Consider the following 21,110-nt stretch of genomic DNA (forward strand, 5'->3'; position numbering starts at 1 on the left):
CTCGCCCGGTACCGCAGGGACAGCCCGCACTGCCGCAGCGTACGGATACGCTGCGGCAGTGGAGGATCCGCCCGAGCGGGCGCGCTCCCACAGTGCACGCTGCACCGCGAGCTGCGCGTCCAGTGCGGCCCGGTGGGCGTCGACCACCCCGGCGCGAATCTCCGCCAATACGTTCGATGCGCCGGGATATGTTGCGGGCGAGGGATTCCGGATCGCAGGCGGTGCTACGGGCACGGCCGATGTGGGGCCGGGGACCGCCGCCGGGGACCGGTCTGCCGACTCGACCGCGGCACTCGACGTGCTCGTCGGGTCGAAGGCGATACCGTCGAACTCCAGTACTGTCATTTCTGCCACTGCCTCACCGAGGTTCGGAACTTCTCCGTCAGGTCCGGGGTGGTCACCACGGTGACGCCCGAGAACCGTTGCAACACCGTGCCGTTCAGATCGGTCGCGGTCGCGTCGATGGTGATGTCGAACGATCCGCCGCGCGGATTGTCGACCACGACCAGGAACGGCTCGCCCGTCGGCAGTCGCCGGTAGTACTCGGCCTTACCGATACCCAGCGGCAGGCAGGCCGCGCCGAGCAACCGGTGACCGAGTACCGGCGGGCATTGCAGGATCAGGTCCGCGCAGACCGGATCATGTAGCCGCCCGCCGTACGAGCCCGCGGCGATTCGCGTTGCGGGCAGGGCACATTCGAAGACCATCGCGGAATCCGAGGCGCTGTGCACCCGGCGTACGCCTTGCAGGGCCGGGCCGTGGAACTGCACGCCGTCCCGGTAGATCCATGCCGCATCGGCCCCGGGGCCGCTCGGCACCGCGACCCGAGGTGAACCGTCCGCCGCTCGAGTGCACACCAGCGTGGCCCGGTAGTGCGTGGTACGGCCGCTCACCATGCGCACGTCCAGCGTGCTCGAATCACCGGCCGTATCAGCGGGTTCGACGACGATGTCGACCTCGTCCACCGGATGATCGAAGACGATGCCCTTGACCACCTCGAAATCGTGCGCAGCGGTGACCGTGAACCCGGGCAACCGGCGTTCGGTCACATTGATCAGCGCACCGAGGGCGAAGGTCGCGGGCAGCACGATGTGCTCACCGATGCGGTGCGCCGCGATCACCGGCTCCTCGGTGAGCCCGGCGAGCACACGCCGCACCCGTGCCGGTGCCGGTGCGGGTGCCGCGCTCGACAGCGCCACCGCCTCACCCACCAGTACCACGGTGTCGGCGCGACGCTCCGGCGTGAACTGTTCGGCGAAGGCCGTGGCCCCTGTTTCCGGTGCCAGCAAAGGGATTCCGCGATCCAGGAAGTGATGGCGCAGTTCGGGCGTGACCATACCGCCGTCCCAGGCGCCCCAGTCGATCGCGACGCAGTGGCAGTCCGGATGCCGGGTGCGCCAGCTCGTCGCGAACCGGCACAGCGCCTCGTTCGCCGCCGCGTAATCGGCCTGCCCGGCATTGCCGAACAGTCCGGCGACCGAGGTGAACAGCACCAGATGCCGCGGCCGCGCCACCACCGCGAGGGCGGCGGCGAGGCCCGCGAGCTTCGGGCGCAGCACCCGGGTCACCGATGCCGCGGTCTTGTCCGCGATCATCGAATCGGCGAGCACTCCCGCACCGTGCACGATCCCGGTGAGCGTGTCCCGCCACGGTTCGACCGCCGCCCGGACGGCCGCGGCGTCGGTCACATCGGCCGCCGCGTACTCCGCGCGATCACCGAGTGCGGCCAGGGTGGCACGGATCTCACGCACCGCCCGCACCTCGGCACAGTTCCGGTCGATCTCGCGCGGCGTGATGCCGGTACCCGCCAGGGCACGCACGGCGGCCGTCTTCAACTCCGAATCCGCCACGCCCGCAGCCCATTCCGGCTCCGGGGTGAGTTCGGTCCGCCCCAGCAGCACGAACCGGGCCGGACTGCGCTCGGCAAGCGCGAGCACACACAGCGCGGTCACACCGCGCCCGCCGCCGGTGACCAGCAGGACATCGTCGGCCGACAACGTTGTCGGGTCCGGAGCACGGTCCGGATCCACCCACGTCACCGTTGACGCGGATGCGTGTCTGCTGGGCACCGGCGCGCGGCGCACGCCCGCCGCGTCGATGCCGATCTCGGCGGTATCGGTTGCGGCGTCGAACAATTCGGCCACCACCCGGGCGGCCGCGGTCGCCGCGTCCACCGCCGGATCGATGTCCAGCGCCCGGCAGAACAGCGCGGGCTCCTCGGCCGCGACCGTCTTGACGACGCCGCCGATGCCACCGAGCAGCACGGACACCGGATCCCGGTCCCCGCGATAGCCCAGTTCCCCGTCGAGCCGGGTCACCGTGACGAAGGCCGCGCGTTGCGTGGCCTGCCGCAGCACCGGAACCGCGCGACCGGCGGCCACGATGGTCTCGGTCAGAACATCTTGTGCCGCTTGCCATTCCGCACCGGCTCCGGCGACCACGACGACCGCGTCCACCGGATCGGCGGCCAGCGTGTCGAGGTCGGTGGTGCGCCGGACGGTCCACCCCAGCTCCCGCAGTGCGACGACGAGCGCGGCGCAATCGGACTCGGTGTCGGCACCGATCCCGAGCACCACCGCGAAAGCGGCGGCGGGATAGGGATCGACCAGCGCGTCCACCGGCGCGACGGTGATCAGTTCGACGGCGTGCCGCGGCGCACCCGCCGCGGCCTCAGCTTTTGGGTCCGCATCACCACCGGAGAGGTCGGCCAGCCGGGCCGCGATGAGATCCAGCGTGCGCAACGTCCCCAGTTGCTCCGGCCCGAGACTGGGCAGATCGGGATATCGCTCCTGGAGCGCACCGATCACCTGCACCCGCTTGATCGAGTCGACGCCCAGATCCGCTTCCAGATCCATTGCGGGATCGACCATCTCGACCGGATAGCCGGTCTTCTCGGCGACCAGTTCCGTGAGCGCGGAGCGAAGTTCGTCCGCCGAAAGTCCGTCGGCAGGGGCCACGCCAGGAGCGGCCGGTCCACCGAGCGCATCGGCGACCTGATCCAGCGTGCGCAGCGTGCCCAACTGCTCCGGGCCGAGGCTCGGCAGGTGCGGAAACCGCTCCTGCAGGGCACCGATCACCTGCACCCGCTTGATCGAATCCACACCCAGATCCGCTTCCAGATCCATTGCGGGGTCGACCATCTCGACCGGATAACCGGTCTTGTCGGCGACGACCTCCTGTAGAGCGCGACGCAATTCGTCGGTCGTCGCACCGCTCGCAGAGGCCGCACTCGTGGGAGCGGAGGCAGCGGCTGGAGTCTCGGTACCGGCCAGCAGCGTCGCCACCTGCTCCAGGGTGCGCAGGGTGCCCAGTTGCTCAGGCCCAAGGCTCGGCAGATGCGGGAAACGCTCCTGCAAAGCGCCGATCACCTGTACCCGCTTGATCGAGTCGACGCCCAGGTCTGCTTCGAGATCCATTGCGGGATCGACCATCTCGACCGGATAACCGGTCTTGTCGGCAACCACTTCCTGCAACGCTCGACGCAAAGCCGCCACATCCGTAGCGGGCTCGGCGGCCGGAGCGTTCACACCGTTGGACACGGCCTTGTCGGACACGCCGGCGACCGAAGCGGTGCCATTGGTGGCCGGAACAGCAGGGGCAACCGCCACCTGGACCGGCTCCGGCGCGTATGCGGCCACCGCCGGAACCGACTGCCGCACCGGACTTTCCACTACCGGCGATGCGGCCAGAGCACGTGGCGCGGGCCGCGTCACCGCCGAAACACGATGCGAGGGTGTGACTTCCACCCCACTTTCCAGACCGGCCAACTGGGCCAGCACCGCACTCGCGTGAGAGTGACTGTCGCTGATGGCGATTCCGTGTTCCTTCACCGCCTCGATGGCCCGGACCGTGCCCTCGTCCAGCCCACCCTGGGCGAGCGCACCGGCCAGGGTGCGTGCCAGGTCCAACTGGCCGTCGAGGTACTGGCGGTGCGTGTCCAGATGCTGCACCAGCGCGGAGTCCAGGGCGGTGTAATCCGCGGCGGCGGCATCGCGATGGGACGGTTGGGATGACACGAAACTCTCCGGAGGTTCGGCCGAGCGGACCGGGGCCGGCTCGGCGACAGGGGCGATATCGTCATGCGGCACAACGCCGTTCGAGACCTGCGCGACCGCTGCGGGGACCGGCGTCACCGATCCGGCGATCGACTGCGCGGCGACAGGCTGGGACGCGAGGGCGGAAACCACGTAACCGTCCTCGAGGGCCGCGGCGTGGGCGGCCCGGCGGGTGTCGGGCACATACTCCGGCGCGGACAGGGTCACGGTCATCCCCCGCCGCGACGGCGCAACGGGTTCGGGCGCGGCATACCGGTTGATCCCGCGAATGTCGAAGCCCAGCACCGCGAGTCGCACGGCGGCCCGCTTCAACGTGAGATCCCCGTCGCCGATCGGACCGGAGTCCGTCGCGATCGCGATCACCTCGTCGCCGAGGGTCCGCCGCACCAGCGAGGTCAGGATCTGCTTGGGCCCGAACTCGACGAAGACGGTGCATCCGTCCGCCCGCATCGCATTCAGCGCGGCCGCGAATTCCACCGGCTTGCTGAGCTGCCCGGTGAGTACGGCCCGGTTCGAGGACATGTCCTCGCCGTACTCGGCGTCCGCGGAGTTCGCGTACACCGGGACCGCGGGCGCGCCGATCGGCACCTCGGCCACCGCCGCGGCGAACCGGTCCACCGCGTGCGCCACGTACGGGGTGTGGAAGGCGCCGGACACCGGCAGGTCCCGGGTCGCGATCCCGCGTTCCCCGGCCCGCGCGGTCACCTCGGCGATTCCGGCCGCACCGCCGCCGACCACCACCTGATCGGGCGCGTTGTGGTTGCAGATCCACACGTCCTCGACCCCGGCGATCAGCTCGCCCACCGCCTCGCGGGTCGCACCGACCGCGGTCATGGCGCCCGCGTCCTCCCCCTCGGGCACGACCATGGCCGCGCCACGCGCCCGCGCCAGGGTGAAGTAGTCGTCGGTGGACACCGCCCCGGACGCCCACAGCGCGGTGAGTTCACCGAAGCTGTGCCCCAGCAAGCCGTCGGGCCGCAGGCCGAATTCGTTCAGCACCCGGAACTGCCCGACCGCCAGCGCGCCGATCGCGGGCTGCGCGAAATCGGTGCGGCGCAACAGGATTTCCTGTTCGGCCTGTTCGGCCTCGCCGAACGCCGGCGCCGGGAACACCACGCTCGCCAGTCGCCGCGGCGCCTCGGCGAACGCCGCGTTGGCCGTGTCGAATGCCGCGCCGACAGGCGGATTGTTCAGTGCCGCAGTCGATCCCATGTCGACGTACTGGCTGCCCTGCCCCGCGAACAGCGCGCCGACCTTACGCTCGGGCAACGCCGCCGCACGGTAGTAGACGCCCTCCGGATGATCCCAAGCCTGGGCGTCCGGATTGCGCAGCAGCTCCTCGGCCGCCAACTCCCGCAGATGCTCGGCCTGCTCGTCATCGATGACCACGAACCCGATCCGGGCGTGCCCCTCGGGAATATCGCCGCCGTCACCGGGTGCGGCCGACCGCACCGCCTCGGCCAGGCTCACCGCGTCCGCGGCGTGCCACAGCTGGGCGCGCGGCACCTGGTGCAGCACCAGCCCGGACCGCTCGACGTCGGCCTCCTCGAGCACGAGATGAAAGTTGGTGCCGCCGAACCCCATCGCGGACGCCGCCGCCCGCCGCACCGGACGCTGCGGATCACGAATCCACGGCCGCGTCCGGGTGTTGACGTAGAACGGCGCGGTCCCCCACTCGAAGTCGGTGTTCGGCGCGCCCACATTGATGGTGCCCGGCAGCACCTTCTGATGCAGTGCCAGCGCGAGTTTCATCACGCTGGCAGTACCGGCCGCGCCCTTGGTGTGCCCGATCTGCGATTTGACGCTGCCCAGCGCCGCGAACCGGGATTCGGTACTCGCCTCGGCCAGCAACCCGCTCAGCGCGGTCAGCTCGGTCCGGTCACCGACCGCGGTGCCGGTGGCGTGCGCCTCGATGAGTTCCACATCGGCAGGGGAACATTCGGCGTCCCGGTAGGCCCGATCCAGCGCGACCCGCTGCCCCTCGGCGCGCGGCGCGTAGATGCTCTTGGAGCGCCCGTCGCTGGACGATCCGAGCCCGCGGATGACCGCGTAGATCCGGTTCCCGTCCCGCCGCGCGTCCGCCAGCCGCCGCAGCGCGAGCATGGTGATGCCCTCACCGAGCAGCGTGCCGTTGGCCTCGGTGGAGAACGGGCTGATCCGCCCGGTCGGCGACAGCGCGCCGACCTTGCTGAAGCACATGTAGATGAAGATGGTGTTCTCGGTGTCGACGCCACCGGTGATCATCATGTCCGCGCGACGGTCCTGCAATTCCGCGATCGCGGTGCGGATCGCGGCCAGCGAGGCCGCGCACGCCGCGTCGACCGTGCAGTTCATCCCGCCCAGGCCGAGCCGGTTCGCGACCCGGCCCGCGACCACATTGGCCAGCAGACCGGGGAACGAATTCTCCTCCCACGGCGCGAAAGCCGACACGAACCGCTGCGCGATCGCGTCCGCGTCCCGCTCGCTCAATCCCACCGAGCGCGCCGCCTCCAGCAGCACCGGCGTCGACAGGCGCGCGGCCAGCGGATGCATCAGCGGCACCGGGCCGGTGGTACCCAGCACGACGCCGGTGTTCGCGGCGTCGTACCAGTCCGAGCCGACCGCGCCCGCGTCGATCAGCAGATCCCGCGCGACGCCCAGGCTGAGCGTCTGCATGGTGCTGGTGACCTCGAGCTGATTCGGCGGCAGACCGAACTCCAGCGGATCGAAGTCCACATCGGGCAGGAACGCCCCGCGCCGGGAGTAGGTCTTGTCCGGGGTCGACGGATCGGCGTCGTAGTAGTCGTCGAGCTTCCACCGCGACGGCGGCACCTCCTCGATGCAATCCACACCGTCGACGATGTTCTGCCAGAACTGAACATGGTTGTGCGCTTTGGGCAACAGCCCCGACATGCCGACGATCGCGATCGGGTCGCGCGCCAGACGTCTGTCGTCCGTCACAGGGATTCCTCTCGAACCTGGTGGGCCGCGTCAGGCGGCCACGGTGGTGGCGGTGGTCGACGAGATCGCTTCGGCCGCGGCGGCGGCGAAGACGCGATGTCCGAGCGAGCTGGGGTGCAGGCCGTCCTCGGTCCACATCTCCGGTCGCGCCCACTCCGGGCGGGCCGCGATATCGATCAGTAGGGTTCCGGTGCGGGCGGTCACCTCGGCCAGCACGGCGTTGGCGTAGGCGAACCGTTCGCGCAGCAGGTCCCGGAAGCGGTCCGGAACCGGCAGTCGCGCGGGGATATCCGGGTAGGTGGCGGTGAAAACTGTTGCGCTGCCCTGGTTCAGGGTGCCGAAGATACGGGTGAGGTTGTCCGCGAACCGATTCCGGTCGTAATCGCTGACCAGATCGTTCACCCCGACAACCACGCCGTACACCGCCGAACGCACCGAGACCGCGACGGGCAGCTGCTCGCGCACCAGCGTCGTGGTGGTCGCGCCGTGCGTGCCCAGATTGCGGACGGCCCCGCCGCGCAGCCCGAGCTGACTGCCCAGCCGCGGCACCCAACCGCGAAAAGCGCCGTCCGGCCGCACATCTCCGCGCCCCTCGACGAAACTGTCGCCGATGGCGGTCAAAGCCACGCTCACGCCGGTACCCCCGCGTCGCGGGTCAGGTGACGACGATCCACCGGGAACCCGACCTTCTCGTACAGCTCGGCCAACTCGGCCTCACCGAAGAACTTGTCCGGCGGATACAGCCCCGCGATCAGCCCGAAGAACTTCTTCGAGTAGTCCGGGCTCATGCTGGTCGCGCGGAACACCGAGTCGTAGTACGGGGTCAGCGACAGCTCCGAAATGCTCTGTGTCAGTTCGTAAGTGCTGGCACTCTGGGCATCACGCTCGCGCTGGTACTCCGCGAGGGTCTGCTCGAACGGCCGCACCCCCGACAGGCTCTCGTCCACCAGATCCGACAGCAGCTGCGCGTACTTGAACGCGTCGGTGATGCCCCAACCGGTGAACGGATCCTTGTGGTATCCGGCGTCACCGACCAGCGCCCACCCCGGGCCGAAGGACCGGCGGCGATAGTTGTCCGGGTACAGCATGGGCCGGAACGGCTCCACCCGCTTACCCGTATCCCGCAGGCGCGCACCGTATTCCGGATCCACCTGGTCCACGATCTCCTGGAGTCCGGCATCCGGGTCGGCGCGGAACTCGCGGAACCGGTCGCGCTTGCGCATGACCGCGACCAGCGCCAGCCCGTCGTGGGTGGGCCAGGAGGCGAACTGCTGCTCACCGAATCCGGTGCGGTGCTGCATCCCCCAGTCGACGCCCTCGTAGTAGGAGTAGAACACGAAGCACGCGGCGGGCGAGCCCTCGTACACCTGCGCGCCCACCTGCTTGGCGACCGTCGAGTTCGCCCCGTCCGCGCCGATCACGAGCTTGGCCTCGAACTTCTGCTCCGGCCCCTCGCCGGCCCGGCCGCGCAGCCCGGTGACCCGGTCACCGTCGAATTCCAGTGCGCTGACGGTGAATCCCTCGATCACCTCCGCACCCGCGGCGCGCGCGGCGTCCACCAGCAGCTTGTCCAGCACGGTGCGACGCGGGCAGTACACGGCGTCGATGCCGTCCGCCGACGGGTCGGCCATCCCGTTGATCACGATGTCGGTGTAGGTGAAGTTCAGGTTCCGCACGGGCGGGCAGCCGGTGGCCACCAGGTCGTCCAGCAGCCTCCACGACTTCAGCAGGCTCAGGCCCGCCTGGTGCACGTAGTGGGTGGAGACGGTGTCGCTCGGGAAGGTGGCGCGGTCCACGGCGAGTACGCGGTAGCCCTTGCGCGCCAGCAGCATGGCCAGTGGGGCTCCCGCGACGCGGGTTCCGACCACGATGACGTCGTACATGTGCCCATCACTTTCGCTAGAGGAATTCCGATTTCGAGTTTGTTCGCGATGCCGCCGGATAACTACCGGCGGCCACTGCAATTCATCGGCCGATCGGCCCCGGCTATCGCGACGGAGAAATTGCTCGACGATTATCGGCAGGTTCACGCACGCGTAACGTAGAGCTGGTGGATATCGTCGGCATATGCCTCGGCGATGGCCGCCCGACGCAGTTTCAGCGACGAGGTCAGCAGTCCGTTCGCAATCGTGAAGTCCCCGGCCACGATTCGGAATGCGCGAATCGATTCCGCCCGGGACACCAGGGCGTTGGCCTCGTCCACGGCGGTCCGCACGGCGGCGGCCGGATCCTGGTCCGGATGCTCGGCGCGCCAGCGTTCGGCACGCTCGGCGTCGAGGGTGACCAGCGCGGTGACGTACGCGCGCCCGTCCCCGAGCACGATGCAGTTGCTCACCAGCGGATGCAGGCGCACCCGGTCCTCGAGGGGGGTCGGGGCGACGTTCTTACCGCCCGAGGTGACCAGAATCTCCTTCTTGCGCCCCGTGATTCGCAGATATCCGTCGTCGAGTTCGCCGATGTCGCCGGTGTGCAGCCAGCCGTCGTCGTCCACCGGACGCTGGTCGCTCGCCGCGCCCCAGTACCCGGGCGTCACGTGCGGACCGCGGACCAGTACCTCACCGTCCTCGGGCGCGATGCCGACCTCGGTGCCGGGGATCGGCCGCCCGACGGTGCCGAGCCGGTTCGTCTCCGGCGCGCTGACGGTGACGGCGGTGGCCGCCTCGGTGAGGCCGTAGCAGTTCAGGATCACCACTCCGGCACCGGCGTAGAACCCGGCCGTCGAATCGTCCAGTGACGCACCGCCGGAGATCACGTACCGCAGCCGCCCGCCCATCGCGCTCGCCAGCGGTTCCACCGGCGGGGCCGCCGCACGCCGTCGCAGCAGTTCCAGCCCGCGCGTCACCGTCTCCTGCTCCGCGCCCGCGGCGAGCAGCGCGCGGCAGTGTTTGCGAATCTTCTCCAGCCCGTACGGAATCAGCGGCAGGAAGGTCGGTCGCAGCCGCGCCAGCGCGGGAACCAGATCCGGAATCCCCGGCAGCAGATAGGTTTCCGTGCCGCCGAACAGGCAGGCGAACAGCATGGTCTGACCGAACACGTGCGAAAGCGGCAGGGCCAGCACGGTTCTGCCGCCGAACACCGCCCCGGTCTGGCGCACGGTGTTGGCCGCCGAGGTGTACATGTTGCGGTGGGTGATCATGCAGCCCTTGGACAATCCGGTGGTGCCGCTGGTGTAGACGAGCATCGCCAGGTCGTCGGCCAGCATGGCGGCGACCGGCGGTTCGGGGGCGTCGGTGACCGCGGCCCAGTCGCCGAGTTGCGGGAAGGTCCACACCGCATCGGCGCCGGCCGCCAGCAGCCGGACCGCGTCGTCGTCGGTCTCGGCCGCGAAAGCCGTACTGGCGCTGTCGGTCAGGATGTGTTCGATCTGCGCGGGCGAGGACGTCGGGTAGATCGGCACCACGATCGCGCCCAGCGCCAGCACCGCGCAGTCGAGCAGCGCCCACGTCACACTCGTGCGGCCCAGGATCGCCACCCGATCCCCTTGCCGCACACCACGTTCGGCCAGTGCCGCCGCCAGCGCGCGGACCCGGGTGTCGACCTCCGCGCGGGTCAGCACCGTCCCGTCCGGACAGCCCAGCAACGCGCGGTGCGGATCCCGCCGGGCCCCGTCGGAGACGATCGAGTACAAACTCTCCGAATCCGCCGGTTGGATTCCGTTCTCGGTGACCGATATCTCGATGCCAGAGACTGTATTCACGGCTTCGAATTCTTCTCGGCCCCCGGATATCCGGCCGAGGTCGCGCGCGCATTCCTACCGCGCGAATGTCACCGCCTATCGAAGTGGTCAGGCCGGAATGGCCGGGGCAGTATCGATATCCGATTCCTCCGGGAAATCCACGCAGTCCAGAAACAGCGACACGGCCGGATTCGTCTCCTCCGCATTCCACACCGCGTACAGATCGAGAGTAGGTATGGGGTCCACCAGTTTCACCGCCGCCGAGGTGCTGCCCGGCAACGCCATCCCCATCGAGATGGCGCGCGGCAGCGAGGCGAAGCCGACCAGCGGCCGCACCGCGACCATGTGCGCGGTCGCGCCCGGATCGTCGGCCATGTGCGCGACGTTCAGCGAGATCCCGTTGTCGGCCGCGGCCCGCAGGATCGAGTCGTACATGGCCGGACACTGATCCCGCGCGAACAGCACACACTGCTGACTCGCCAGCTCCGCGAACCGCACCACGGGACGATCCGCCCAGCGATGCCGCCGGCCCACCACGGCCACCAGCGGCACCCGGTGCAGCAGCCGCCGATAGCGGAACTCGGCGGTGCCCGGATGCCCGTACACCAGCGCGATATCCAGTGAACCGTCCGAGAGTCCGGCCAGCTGCGGCCCGGTTCGCTTCTCCCACAACGACACCACGATGTCGGGGTGGTGTTCGGTCATGCGGGCCAGTGCCTCCGGGAGCACGTGCCTGCTGGCGGGCAGGTTGTAGCCGATGTTGATGGTGCCCGCGCGGCCCGCCGCGGTGGCGCGGGCCGAATGTGCCGCCCGCTCGAGCTGGGCGACGATCTGGCGGGCCTGACCCTCGAATTCCAGTCCGGCGGCGGTCAATCGGACGTCGTGTGAGTTGCGTGCGACCAGTTGCACACCGAGTGACTTCTCCAGCTTCTGCAGCTGGGCACTCAGACTGGGTTGGGTGAGGTGAAGGCGCTGCGCTGCGCGGCCGAAGTGCAACTCCTCGGCGATGGCGATGAACGAAACAAGATGTCGGATCTCCACAGCCGACTCCTTCCGTGTACCCAGCACGGTAGCCCGGACAGGTAACTCGGAATGAAGGGCACTGTCACGAAAGACAGCCGCTGCGTTGCCAACCCGTGAACCAACGCGAGTACCCCACCCGTGGAACAGCGTCGACCCGGGCGGCACAGCCTACAATACAACCACATCCCGACCGCCGCCGCGACCCGAACGGCGACCGATCTACCTGCGGTACAGCCGATTCCGAGGCCCTGACCCGCACGGGGCGCGTCAACCCCCGCGTCCGGTGCACCGGCTCGGATCCGTCGGCCGCCCGGACGCACTGTGCAGCGACACGATTCGGTGTCCGTTCACCGTAGGGGTCCACACAGCGCGGACGGATGGCTCCGCGGTTGCCGATCGGGGTTGCCCCGCCTCGAAGAGTGAGTGTACAGTCACTCACCATGATGGCCCGCGCAACGCTCTCCACGTCCGACGCTCGTCGTGAGGCGGTCATCGACGCGGCGATCGCGGAGTTCGCCGCGTCCGGCTATCACGGGACGCCGATCAGTACGGTGGCCGCGCGCGCGGGTATCTCCCCGGCGTACGTGTTCAAACTCTTCCCGAGCAAGGTCGATCTGTTCGTCGCGGCGCTGGACCACTGCTTCGAACTCGTCGAACAGTCGCTCGCCACGGGAGCGCGTCGCGCCGCCGTCGAGGATCCGGAGACGATCCTGGACGAGATGGGCAGCGCCTACGGCGAACTCATCGCCGACAGGCGACTGTTGATGCTTCAGGTGCACGCACAGTCCGCGGCCGACGTCCCGGAGATCGCGGCGGCCATGCGGCGCGGGCTGGGCCGGGTCACCGAGTTCGCGAAGTCGCGCTCCAACGCGCCGGACGAAGACGTGCAGCGATTCATCGCGTTCGGTCAACTGTGCCATCTGATCACCACGCTCGACCTGGATTCCCAGGACGATCAGTGGGCGTCGCTGCTCGCCCGCGCCATCCGGCATCCCGCCGCGCCGACCCGTTCACCCCGGGAGTGATCGTGCGCCACCCCTGAACCACCGTTTTCCGAGCAGGCCCCGACCGGGGCTTTTCTTCATCCCATGCAGTGAGTGACCAGTCACTCATAACGCTCGCCGAGAGGAATCACCATGTCCACCAACACGATCACCGCAGTAGAGGTCGTCCTGCCCGGACTCGTCGAACCCGACGGATTGCAGATCGTCCAGCGCGACCTGGCCGCGCCCGGCCCAGGTCAGGCGCTGGTGCGCGTCGAGGCGAGCGGGGTGTCGTTCGCCGAACAGCAGATGCGACGCGGAAAGTACTTCGACCAGCCGCCCTTCCCGTTCGTCCCGGGTTACGACCTGATCGGGATCATCGAAGCCGTTGGGCCGCAGGTCGATTCGCGGCTGATCGGGAGGCGGGTGGCCGCGCTGACCAAGATCGGCGGCTGGAGCAGCCGGATCCTGCTCGAGGCCGCCGATCTGGTCCCGGTACCGGACGGACTGGACCCGGCGGAGGCGGAAACCTTTGTGGTGAGCGGGATTACGGCTTGGCAGATGTTGCATCGCGTCGCGGGTGTCGGCAGCGGCGGCACCATCCTGGTGCACGGAGCCAACGGCAGCGTCGGCACCACGCTCGTGCAGTTGGCCCGGCTCGCGAACATCCGGGTCATCGGCACCGCCTCGGCGCGCAATGCCGAGGCCGTGCGCGCGCTCGGCGCGACACCGGTCGACTACCGCGGCGATATCACCGCGCAGGTCCGGGCACTGGCTCCCGAGGGCGTCGACGCGGTGTTCGACCACGTCGGCGGGCCGGGAATCGTGGATTCGTTCCGCCTGCTCGCCCGCGGCGGCATCCTGGTCGCCTACGGGACCGCGGCCACCAAGGACGACGAGGGCGATTCCCGGCTCCCGATCTTCCTGCTGCTCGCCCGCATGATGTGGTGGAAGATCCTGCCCAACCGCCGCCGCACCCACTTCTACAACATCTGGGCCGGTCAGCGCCGCACGGACCGGTTCCGCACCCAGCTCGCCACCGATCTGCGCGCGGTCCTGGAGCTGGCCGCCCGCGGCGATCTCACCGCCCAGATCGCCGCCCGGTTCCCGCTACGGGAGGCCGCCCGCGCCCTGACCGTCGCCGAATCCCGTACCGTCACAGGGAAAGTCGTGCTGGTCGGCGAGGAGTGAACTCGTCACGGCACGGTGAGGACGAGTTTGCCGACGGTGCGGCCGGTGTCGCCGAGGGCGTGCGCGGTCGCGGCCTCGGCGAGCGGGAAGACGCCCGCGATCGTCGGCCGCAATGTCCCTTCCTCCACCATCCGGGCCAGTGCGCACATCCCGGCGTGATCGGCTTCGACCAGCATGTTCACCGCCCGCACCCCGGCCTCGGCCGCCGCCTTGCCGATGCGTTCGGGATCCGCGCCCACCAGCGAGATCACGATGCCGCCCGGCCGCAGGGTGTGGATCGAGGCGAGCGCGTTGTCGGTGCCGAGCGGGTCGATCGCCACATCGATGTCCCGCACCGCCGCGGCGATGTCGGTCGCGTGGTAATCGATCGTCTCGTCCACCCCGACCCCGCGCAGGAATTCGTGATTGGCCGCGCTCGCGGTCCCGATGACGTACGCCCCGCGCGCCTTGGCGATCTGCACCGCGAAGTGGCCCACCCCACCGGCGGCGGCATGCACCAGAACACGCTGTCCCGCTTGCACATTCGCGGTGTCCACCAGGGCCTGCCAGGCGGTCAGCGCGGCGAGCGGCACCGCGGCGGCCCGCACGTGGTCCAGGGCGCGCGGCTTGGGCGCGAAGGCGCGGGCCGGGCCGGTGACGTATTCGGCCGCGGCGCCGTGGCCGTGCGGATAGGGCAGCATGCCGAACACCTCGTCACCGGGCGCGAACAGCGTGACGCCGCCCGCGACCGCGACCACCACGCCCGAGACGTCCCAGCCCAACACGAACGGCGGGCCGGGCAGGAACATCCCGGCGCGGGCGCGATGTTTCCAGTCGGTCGGATTCAGGGCGGTCGCGTGCACCCGCACCAGAATCTCGCTCGGCCCCGGCTGCGGCACCGGACGTTCGATCTCGTGCAGCACCTCGGGTCCGCCCAGGGTGTCCTGGCCGATCGCTCGCATGGTGGCGGGGATTTCCGTTGTCGTCATGGCATTCAGCCTGCCGTCGCTCACCGCGAGAGAAAATGGCAGGATTGCCAATATTCGATATGATCGTGCCATGACGAGTTCCGGACCGCATCGCGTCGTCGTGCTGGCGCTGGACGGGGTGTATCCGTTCGAACTGGGCATCCCGAATCGGGTGTTCGGCTCCGCCGACGGCCGCTACGAGGTACTGACCTGTTCGGTGGACGGACAGCCGGTCCGCACCGAGGGCGATTTCTCGATCGCCGTGGCCCACGACGCCGACCTCCTGCGCACCGCCGACACCGTGGTCATCCCGCCCTGCCACATCGGCGTGGCCGCCTGCCCGGACGATCCCGGTGACGTCGCGATACTCGCACTGCCACACGGTGTTTCGGATGCGCTCGCGCTGATCCGGCCGAGCGCGCGGATCGTGTCCATCTGCACGGCGGCCTTCGTCCTGGCCGCCGACGGACGCCTCGACGACCGGCCCGCCGCGACGCACTGGAATCTCGCCGATATTTTCCGCCGCGCGTTCCCGCGCGTGCGTCTGGACCACGACGTGCTCTACGTCGACGACGGCGACATCCTGACCTCGGCGGGCGCGAGCGCGGGAATCGACCTGTGCCTGCATCTGATTCGCAAGGATCACGGCAGCGAGGTCGCCAATACGGTCGCGCGCCGCTGCGTGGTGCCGCCGTGGCGCGAGGGCGGTCAGGCGCAGTACATCGAACAGCCGGTGCCCACGCAGACCTCGACGGGTACGGCCGAGGCGCGGCAGTGGGCGTTGGCGAATCTGCATCTGCCACTGACCATGTCGGATCTGGCGCGGCACTCGCGGATGAGCGGGCGCACCTTCGCCCGCCGCTTCCGCGACGAGGTCGGCACCAGTCCCGGCCGCTGGCTCATCCAGCAGCGCGTCTTCCGTGCGCGAGAGTTGCTGGAGAGCACGGATCTGCCCGTCGACCGGATCGCCGCAGAGGTCGGTTTCGCCACGGGAACCTCACTGCGCCAACATCTTCACGAGGCGATCGGCGTCGCGCCGCTGACCTACCGCCGTACCTTCCGCACCCGGGCACAGGTCGCAGCGGTGCCTTGAGCCCGCTATCCACGGACCGATCGCCTCTCCGGACAGGTGACGATCGCGTTCCCGAGACCGGAACGGTACATCACATCACCGGCTACATCTTCCCGGAGGTGACGACGATCCGGCCGCCTCGAGATGCGATATCCCGCAAGCGAATCTAGGGTCATGTCCAGTGTCGCCGGTTCGGTCGCAATGGCGCGGTCGGTCCGTCGGCACGCATGTGGGTCTTCCGGTCGGCAGGAACGCGTGCCGAGTGCCGCGCGATCGACGGAAACTGTTGCGCCGGTTAGGCATCGACGTGCGGCATGCCATTGGCGAAGACGGGTTGGCCGGGCAGGTAGTCCCCCGAGAGCAGGCGTTTGATGATCTTGCCGGTCTCACCGCGCGGCAGGGATTCCAGGAACGTCACGTCCCGGGGCACCGAGAATCTACTCAGCCGATTGCGGATGTAGGTGCGGATCATGTCCGAATCCAGCCCGGAGTCCTCGCGTTTGACCACGTAGGCGGCCAGACGCTGGCCGAATTCGTGATCGGGCACCCCGACCACGGCCACATCGGTGATCTGCGGCAGATACGACAGCGCCTCCTCCACCGGGCGCGGGAAGACGTTCTCGCCGCCGGAGATGATCATCTCGTCACCGCGCCCGGCGATGAACAACCGGCCCGCGGCGTCGAGGTAGCCCAGATCGCCGGTGTCCAGCAGGCCGCCGGCCTCCTCGGGCGGCGCGTAGTTGACGTAGCCGTCGAACAGCATGCGGTTGCCGACGAAGATCCGGCCGGTCGCGCCGATCGGCACCGGACGCCGATCATGGTCCAGCACAGCGATTCTCGTGCCCAGTGGCGGACGTCCCGCGCTGGTCGGCGAGATGCGCAGATCCTCGGGCGTGGCGATCGTCGCCCAGGAGACCTCGGTGGATCCGTAGACGTTGTAGAGGATCTCGCCGAACACCTCGGCGAAGCGCAGCACCGTCGCCGCGGTCAGCGGCGCACCGCAACTGGCGACCACGCGCAGGCTCGACGTGTCGTAACGGGCCCGCTCGGCGACCGGCAGATCCAGGATGCGCTGCACCATGGTCGGCACGAGAATCAGTGTGCTGGCATTGTTTTCGGCGACCAGCCGCAGACATTCGCGGGCGTCGAACTCGTCCTGCAACACCACCGTCGCGCGCAGGGCGGTACTCAGCTGCAACGCGGCCAGACCCCAGGTGTGGAACAGCGGCGCGGGAATCACCATGGTCTCGTTCATCTGCCACGGAATCCGGGACAGCAGCGCGGCCACGGTGCCGAACCCCTTCGGATGCGGCCGCCGGGCACCCTTGGGCGCGCCACTGGTCCCGGAGGTCAGCACGATCAACCGGCCCGGACTCTGGGGGCGACGGAACTCGTTGTGACCCAGGGCGATCAGATCGTCGATCGAGCGTCGCTCCGGATCGCCGGGCAGCCGATTCGGTTCGGCCACACCGCAATCGGTGCGATAGCGGTGCACATCGGAGTTCAGGTAGCGGATCAGCGGGTCCAGATCGTCGTCCACGAACAGGGTGGTGAGCCGATGCCGCTGCACGGTCTCCTCCAGCTGCCGGGGTGAGAGGCCCGCGTTGAGCAGCACCACGTCGACGCCGAGTTTGCCTGCGGCGACCATGGTTTCGACCGCGCCGACGTGATTGCGGGCCAGCAGGCCGATCGCGTCGCGCGAGTTCAGGCCCAGTTCCGCGGCCATCGCGCCCGCCAGCGCCTGGGTTCGCTCGTGGATCTGAGTGAAGCTGCGCACGCTGTCCCGGTCCACGACCGCCGCGCCGTCCGGTTCCCGGACCGCGGCCGCCGCATACCCGCCGCCGAGCGTGAAACCCCAGGTGGCCAGCGAACCGATCTGCCGCGCACCGTGATCGGGCCGGTAGGTGCGCACCACACCCGAGGCGACCATCTGCCGCAGCACCGCGGCACTGAACGACAACGCCGAATCCTGGCCGTTGACCACCGTCGAGGTGGCCGAACCGTGTGCCAGCTGCACCAGCCTGCCCAGCCCCTCGTGGGTCCATGCCTCGAGCCGCTCGTTGTCCAGCGCGGCGACCGCGGGATGGATGCGTCCGGGGGCGAAGTAGGTCACCGTCACCCGGATCTGTTCCTCGCGCTGCCGCAACCGCACCGCGACGAAGCTGCCCACTGCCGCGCAACGCAATTCGAACCGCCGCCCGTGCCCACCGTCGAGCAATCCGATGGTCAGGGTGCGGATCTCGGTGTGCGGGCCGCCCACCCGCACCCGCCACTGCGGCAGACCACCGATCGCCTCCACGGGATCGCAGGCGCCGATTCCGGCGAACAGTCGCGCATAGGTGGCGGGGTCGGTGAGCAACTGCCACACTGTGTCCCGGGCGACCGGGATATCCGCGGTCACCTCCACGATATCGGTGACCAAGGTCGTACTCCTCGTTCCTGGCGTGTGGATTCATGTTGCCGAAAATTCACCTCTGCATCGAGGGATCCCCCGCGCCTCCGGAGAATTCACAGCACCCGGGGGAACACATCCGAGTCGTTCACAGTGGCGCGATCGCGCACATCACCACCGGAAATCGCCGATTGTGGTCACTGCCAATGCCTCCGGCATCGGATTGGCGGAAAACCCAAGGCGGGCGCCGAAACCTTGTCCCGCCGCGGACGAGCTCCTAGCGTCGCAGTCATCGTGTCCGGCAAGGGAGGCGTCGCGTGCACCGTCCGACCGGGCCTCGCCGCTCGCACCGATTCCGCCTCGTTGCGGTGTGCGCGGCGCTGACGCTGGTGTGCGGGCAGGCGGCGACTCCCGCCGGGGCGTCCCCCACGCGTGCCCGGCCCGCGCCCGACGGTTCGCATCTGCTGACCGCCGTCCCCGGACTCGGGCGGATGTTGGATTTGACCGTGTACTCCGCCGCCATGCGTCGCGCGATCTCGGTGGAAGTGCTTGCGCCACCGAATATCTCACGTCACGCGCCGGTGCTGTATCTGCTCAACGGCATCGACGGCGGCGGCAGTCCGACCGGCTGGAGCGGCGGCGGCAACTGGCTCACCCGCACCGATACCGCGCGGTTCTTCGCGGACAAGCAGGTCACCGTGGTCATGCCGGTGGGTGGGGCGGGCAGTTTCTTCGCCGATTGGCGCGCGGATGATCCGGTGCACGGCCGTCAGCGCTGGACCACCTTTCTCACGCGCGAACTGCCGCCGATCATCGATTCGGCGTTCGGCGGGTCGGGGGCGAACGCGATCGCGGGGCTGTCGATGGCGGGTGTGTCGGTGTTCCAGCTGGCTCTGGCCGCGCCGGGGCTGTATCGGGGCGTGGGGTCGTTCAGCGGGTGCGTGCGCACCAGCGATCCGCTCGGGCAACTGATGGTCGATACGATCGTCACCGCGACCGGTGGCGACAGTCTGAACATGTGGGGCCCGCCGAGCGATCCGGCGTGGCGGGCGAACGATCCGTATCTGCATGCCGAGCGGTTGCGGGGGCTGGCGCTGTACATCGCGTCGGGGAACGGGCTGCCCGGACCGCTGGACACGCTGAACGGACCGGGTATCGGCCACAGTCCGATGAAACTGGCCGATCAACTCCTGATCGGCGGCATCCTGGACGCGCTCGCCGGACAATGTACCCAAGAGCTACGAGATCGGTTGCGGCAGTTGCAGATTCCCGCGACCGTCGCGCTACGGACGGACGGCACCCACTCGTGGGGATACTGGCAGCAGGACCTGCACAACGCGTGGCCGACACTCAGCGCGGCGCTGGATCGGTGAGACCGGCCGCATCGTGCCGGGGCGGTTCGGGCAGCAGCAGCGTGATCGCGGCGAGCCCGGCGGCCACCACCGCGATGGCGGCGAACATCGCGATACTCCCGCCGAGGGTGTGCGCGCGGAAGAACACCGTGCTCAGCACCGCCAAACCGACCGCATTGCCGATCTGCTCCATAGTCGGCAGCAGCCCCGAGGTCTCCCCCAGCTGTCCCGCGTCCAGACCCGCGAGCATCACCGGCTGCACCTGCAACCCGAAGACCCCCACGCCCAGCCCCGACACGAACACCGGAACCACCGTGAGCGCCACGCTGATCACCCCGTCGGTCAGCACCAGATAGACCGCGGCCGCCGCCATACACCCGGCATACAGGGCGATACCGGCGGCCAGTGCGCGAATTCCCCAGCGCCGCACCAGAAACGGTGCCGCGAGCGCACCCATCCCGGCCCCCAGCGCGAATATCGTCATCGCGATACCTGTGCGCAGCGGGGAGAAGTGCAGTTCGTCCTGGAAGGTGATGGAGGCGGCGAAGACGAATGCGGTGAACATGCCGAAGAATCCGGTCACCAGGACCGATCCGACGGCGAATCCGCGATCGGCGAACAGATCCGGTCGCATCAGCGGCACCCGCCCTCGGCGGATCAGAATACGTTGGTACACAAGGAATCCCGCCCCCAGGGCAACGGCCGCGAGCACGATACCCACCGGCTGCGCGCGCCACCCGCGCCGCTGCACATCGGCCAGCGCGTACAGCAGCGCCAGCAGACTCGCCCCCGAGAGCAACACACCACCCAGATCCAAACGCGCACCGTCGGATTCGGCCTCGACACGCAGGAAACGCCCCGCGAGCGCGAACGCCGCGATACCCATCGGCACGTTGATCAGGAACACCCAGTGCCAGCCCAGACCCCACAGATTCAGCGTCAGCAGAATCCCGCCCAGAATCGGCCCGACCATCCCCGCACCACCAGCGGCAAGGCCGTAGAGCGCGAACACCTGCGGATGACGCGCGCGCGGGAACACGGCCACCAGAATCGCCAGGGTCTGCGCCGCCATCGCCCCTCCGGCAACCCCCTGGGCAATCCGCGCGACCACCAATTCCGCTGCTCCGGTGGATATTCCACACCAGACCGAGGCCGCGGTGAACGCCACCACGGCCACCAGGAACACCCTGCGGCGTCCCCACAGCGCCCCCAGCCGCGCGGCGGTCAGCAAGGTGCACGCGAACGCGAGCGAGTATCCCGAGATGACCAGCAGCTGCGCCGAGGCCGAGGCGGCCAGATCCCGGGTGATGTCCGGCAGCGCGGTGTTCACGATGGTCACATCGATCGTCTGCATGAACACCGAGATCAGACAGGCCGCGAAGGTCAGCCACGCCGTCAGCTCACCGCGCGCGACCACCATGGGATTGCGAATACCGGTACCCGCCAAGACAACACCTCGATCACGTCGACACCCCTGCG

At 69.2% G+C, this 21,110-nt stretch carries 12 protein-coding genes; 4 read left to right on the top strand and 8 right to left on the bottom strand.

The window, feature by feature from the left end; genetic code table 11:
* Positions 1-341: 341 nt before the first annotated feature.
* From NRB20_RS01060 to NRB20_RS01080, 5 genes are all read right to left on the bottom strand, one after another.
* Positions 342-6,995 (bottom strand): SDR family NAD(P)-dependent oxidoreductase, encoded by a 6,654-nt coding sequence (locus NRB20_RS01060; RefSeq protein ID WP_319944284.1) that lies wholly within the window; start codon positions 6,993-6,995, stop codon positions 342-344.
* 30 nt (positions 6,996-7,025) lie between these two features.
* Positions 7,026-7,628: an SGNH/GDSL hydrolase family protein gene (locus tag NRB20_RS01065; protein ID WP_319944285.1), complete on the bottom strand. Its 603-nt coding sequence runs from the start codon at positions 7,626-7,628 to the stop codon at positions 7,026-7,028.
* Positions 7,625-8,878 carry an NAD(P)/FAD-dependent oxidoreductase gene (locus NRB20_RS01070; RefSeq protein ID WP_153407291.1) on the bottom strand — a complete coding sequence of 418 codons (1,254 nt, stop codon included), beginning with the start codon at positions 8,876-8,878 and terminating at the stop codon, positions 7,625-7,627. Before NRB20_RS01070 ends, NRB20_RS01065 begins: the two co-directional genes overlap by 4 nt.
* 143 nt (positions 8,879-9,021) lie before the next feature.
* The gene (locus tag NRB20_RS01075) at positions 9,022-10,692 is read right to left on the bottom strand and encodes an AMP-dependent synthetase/ligase (RefSeq protein ID WP_319944286.1); all 1,671 of its coding nucleotides are present in this window, start codon (positions 10,690-10,692) and stop codon (positions 9,022-9,024) included.
* Positions 10,693-10,779: 87 nt separating this feature from the next.
* Positions 10,780-11,712 carry a LysR family transcriptional regulator gene (locus NRB20_RS01080; protein WP_319944287.1) on the bottom strand — a complete coding sequence of 311 codons (933 nt, stop codon included), beginning with the start codon at positions 11,710-11,712 and terminating at the stop codon, positions 10,780-10,782.
* A 401-nt stretch (positions 11,713-12,113) separates the two neighbouring features.
* Between NRB20_RS01080 and NRB20_RS01085 the strand changes: the two genes are divergently transcribed.
* Positions 12,114-12,719, top strand: a complete 606-nt coding sequence (locus NRB20_RS01085) for a TetR/AcrR family transcriptional regulator (protein WP_319944288.1) — start codon at positions 12,114-12,116, stop codon at positions 12,717-12,719.
* 111 nt (positions 12,720-12,830) lie between these two features.
* Positions 12,831-13,868: a medium chain dehydrogenase/reductase family protein gene (locus tag NRB20_RS01090; RefSeq protein ID WP_153407292.1), complete on the top strand. Its 1,038-nt coding sequence runs from the start codon at positions 12,831-12,833 to the stop codon at positions 13,866-13,868.
* Positions 13,869-13,873: 5 nt separating this feature from the next.
* On the opposite strand, the gene NRB20_RS01095 is transcribed toward NRB20_RS01090, so the two are convergent.
* On the bottom strand, positions 13,874-14,836 hold the full coding sequence (locus tag NRB20_RS01095) for an NADP-dependent oxidoreductase (RefSeq protein WP_153407293.1): 963 nt from the start codon (positions 14,834-14,836) through the stop codon (positions 13,874-13,876).
* Positions 14,837-14,906: 70 nt separating this feature from the next.
* On the opposite strand from NRB20_RS01095, the gene NRB20_RS01100 reads away from it, so the two are divergent.
* Positions 14,907-15,908 carry a GlxA family transcriptional regulator gene (locus tag NRB20_RS01100; RefSeq protein ID WP_153407294.1) on the top strand — a complete coding sequence of 334 codons (1,002 nt, stop codon included), beginning with the start codon at positions 14,907-14,909 and terminating at the stop codon, positions 15,906-15,908.
* A 274-nt stretch (positions 15,909-16,182) separates the two neighbouring features.
* On the opposite strand, the gene NRB20_RS01105 is transcribed toward NRB20_RS01100, so the two are convergent.
* Positions 16,183-18,309 carry an AMP-binding protein gene (locus NRB20_RS01105; protein WP_153407295.1) on the bottom strand — a complete coding sequence of 709 codons (2,127 nt, stop codon included), beginning with the start codon at positions 18,307-18,309 and terminating at the stop codon, positions 16,183-16,185.
* Between the two features lie 287 nt (positions 18,310-18,596).
* Between NRB20_RS01105 and NRB20_RS01110 the strand changes: the two genes are divergently transcribed.
* Complete coding sequence (locus tag NRB20_RS01110) at positions 18,597-19,652, top strand: alpha/beta hydrolase (protein ID WP_319944289.1); 1,056 nt, start codon at positions 18,597-18,599, stop codon at positions 19,650-19,652.
* On the opposite strand, the gene NRB20_RS01115 is transcribed toward NRB20_RS01110, so the two are convergent.
* Complete coding sequence (locus NRB20_RS01115) at positions 19,630-21,078, bottom strand: MFS transporter (RefSeq protein WP_227833098.1); 1,449 nt, start codon at positions 21,076-21,078, stop codon at positions 19,630-19,632. The genes NRB20_RS01110 and NRB20_RS01115 overlap by 23 nt on opposite strands.
* Positions 21,079-21,110: the final 32 nt, after the last annotated feature.

The organism is Nocardia macrotermitis, assembly GCF_009604405.1.
GTDB lineage: Bacteria > Actinomycetota > Actinomycetes > Mycobacteriales > Mycobacteriaceae > Nocardia > Nocardia macrotermitis.

What these genes read in the sequence shown, in the direction of transcription:
- NRB20_RS01070 (WP_153407291.1), bottom strand. Translation starts at nt 8,878, where the DNA reads ATGTACGACGTCATCGTGGTCGGAACCCGCGTCGCGGGAGCCCCACTG.
- NRB20_RS01090 (WP_153407292.1), top strand. Translation starts at nt 12,831, where the DNA reads ATGTCCACCAACACGATCACCGCAGTAGAGGTCGTCCTGCCCGGACTC.
- NRB20_RS01095 (WP_153407293.1), bottom strand. Translation starts at nt 14,836, where the DNA reads ATGACGACAACGGAAATCCCCGCCACCATGCGAGCGATCGGCCAGGAC.
- NRB20_RS01100 (WP_153407294.1), top strand. Translation starts at nt 14,907, where the DNA reads ATGACGAGTTCCGGACCGCATCGCGTCGTCGTGCTGGCGCTGGACGGG.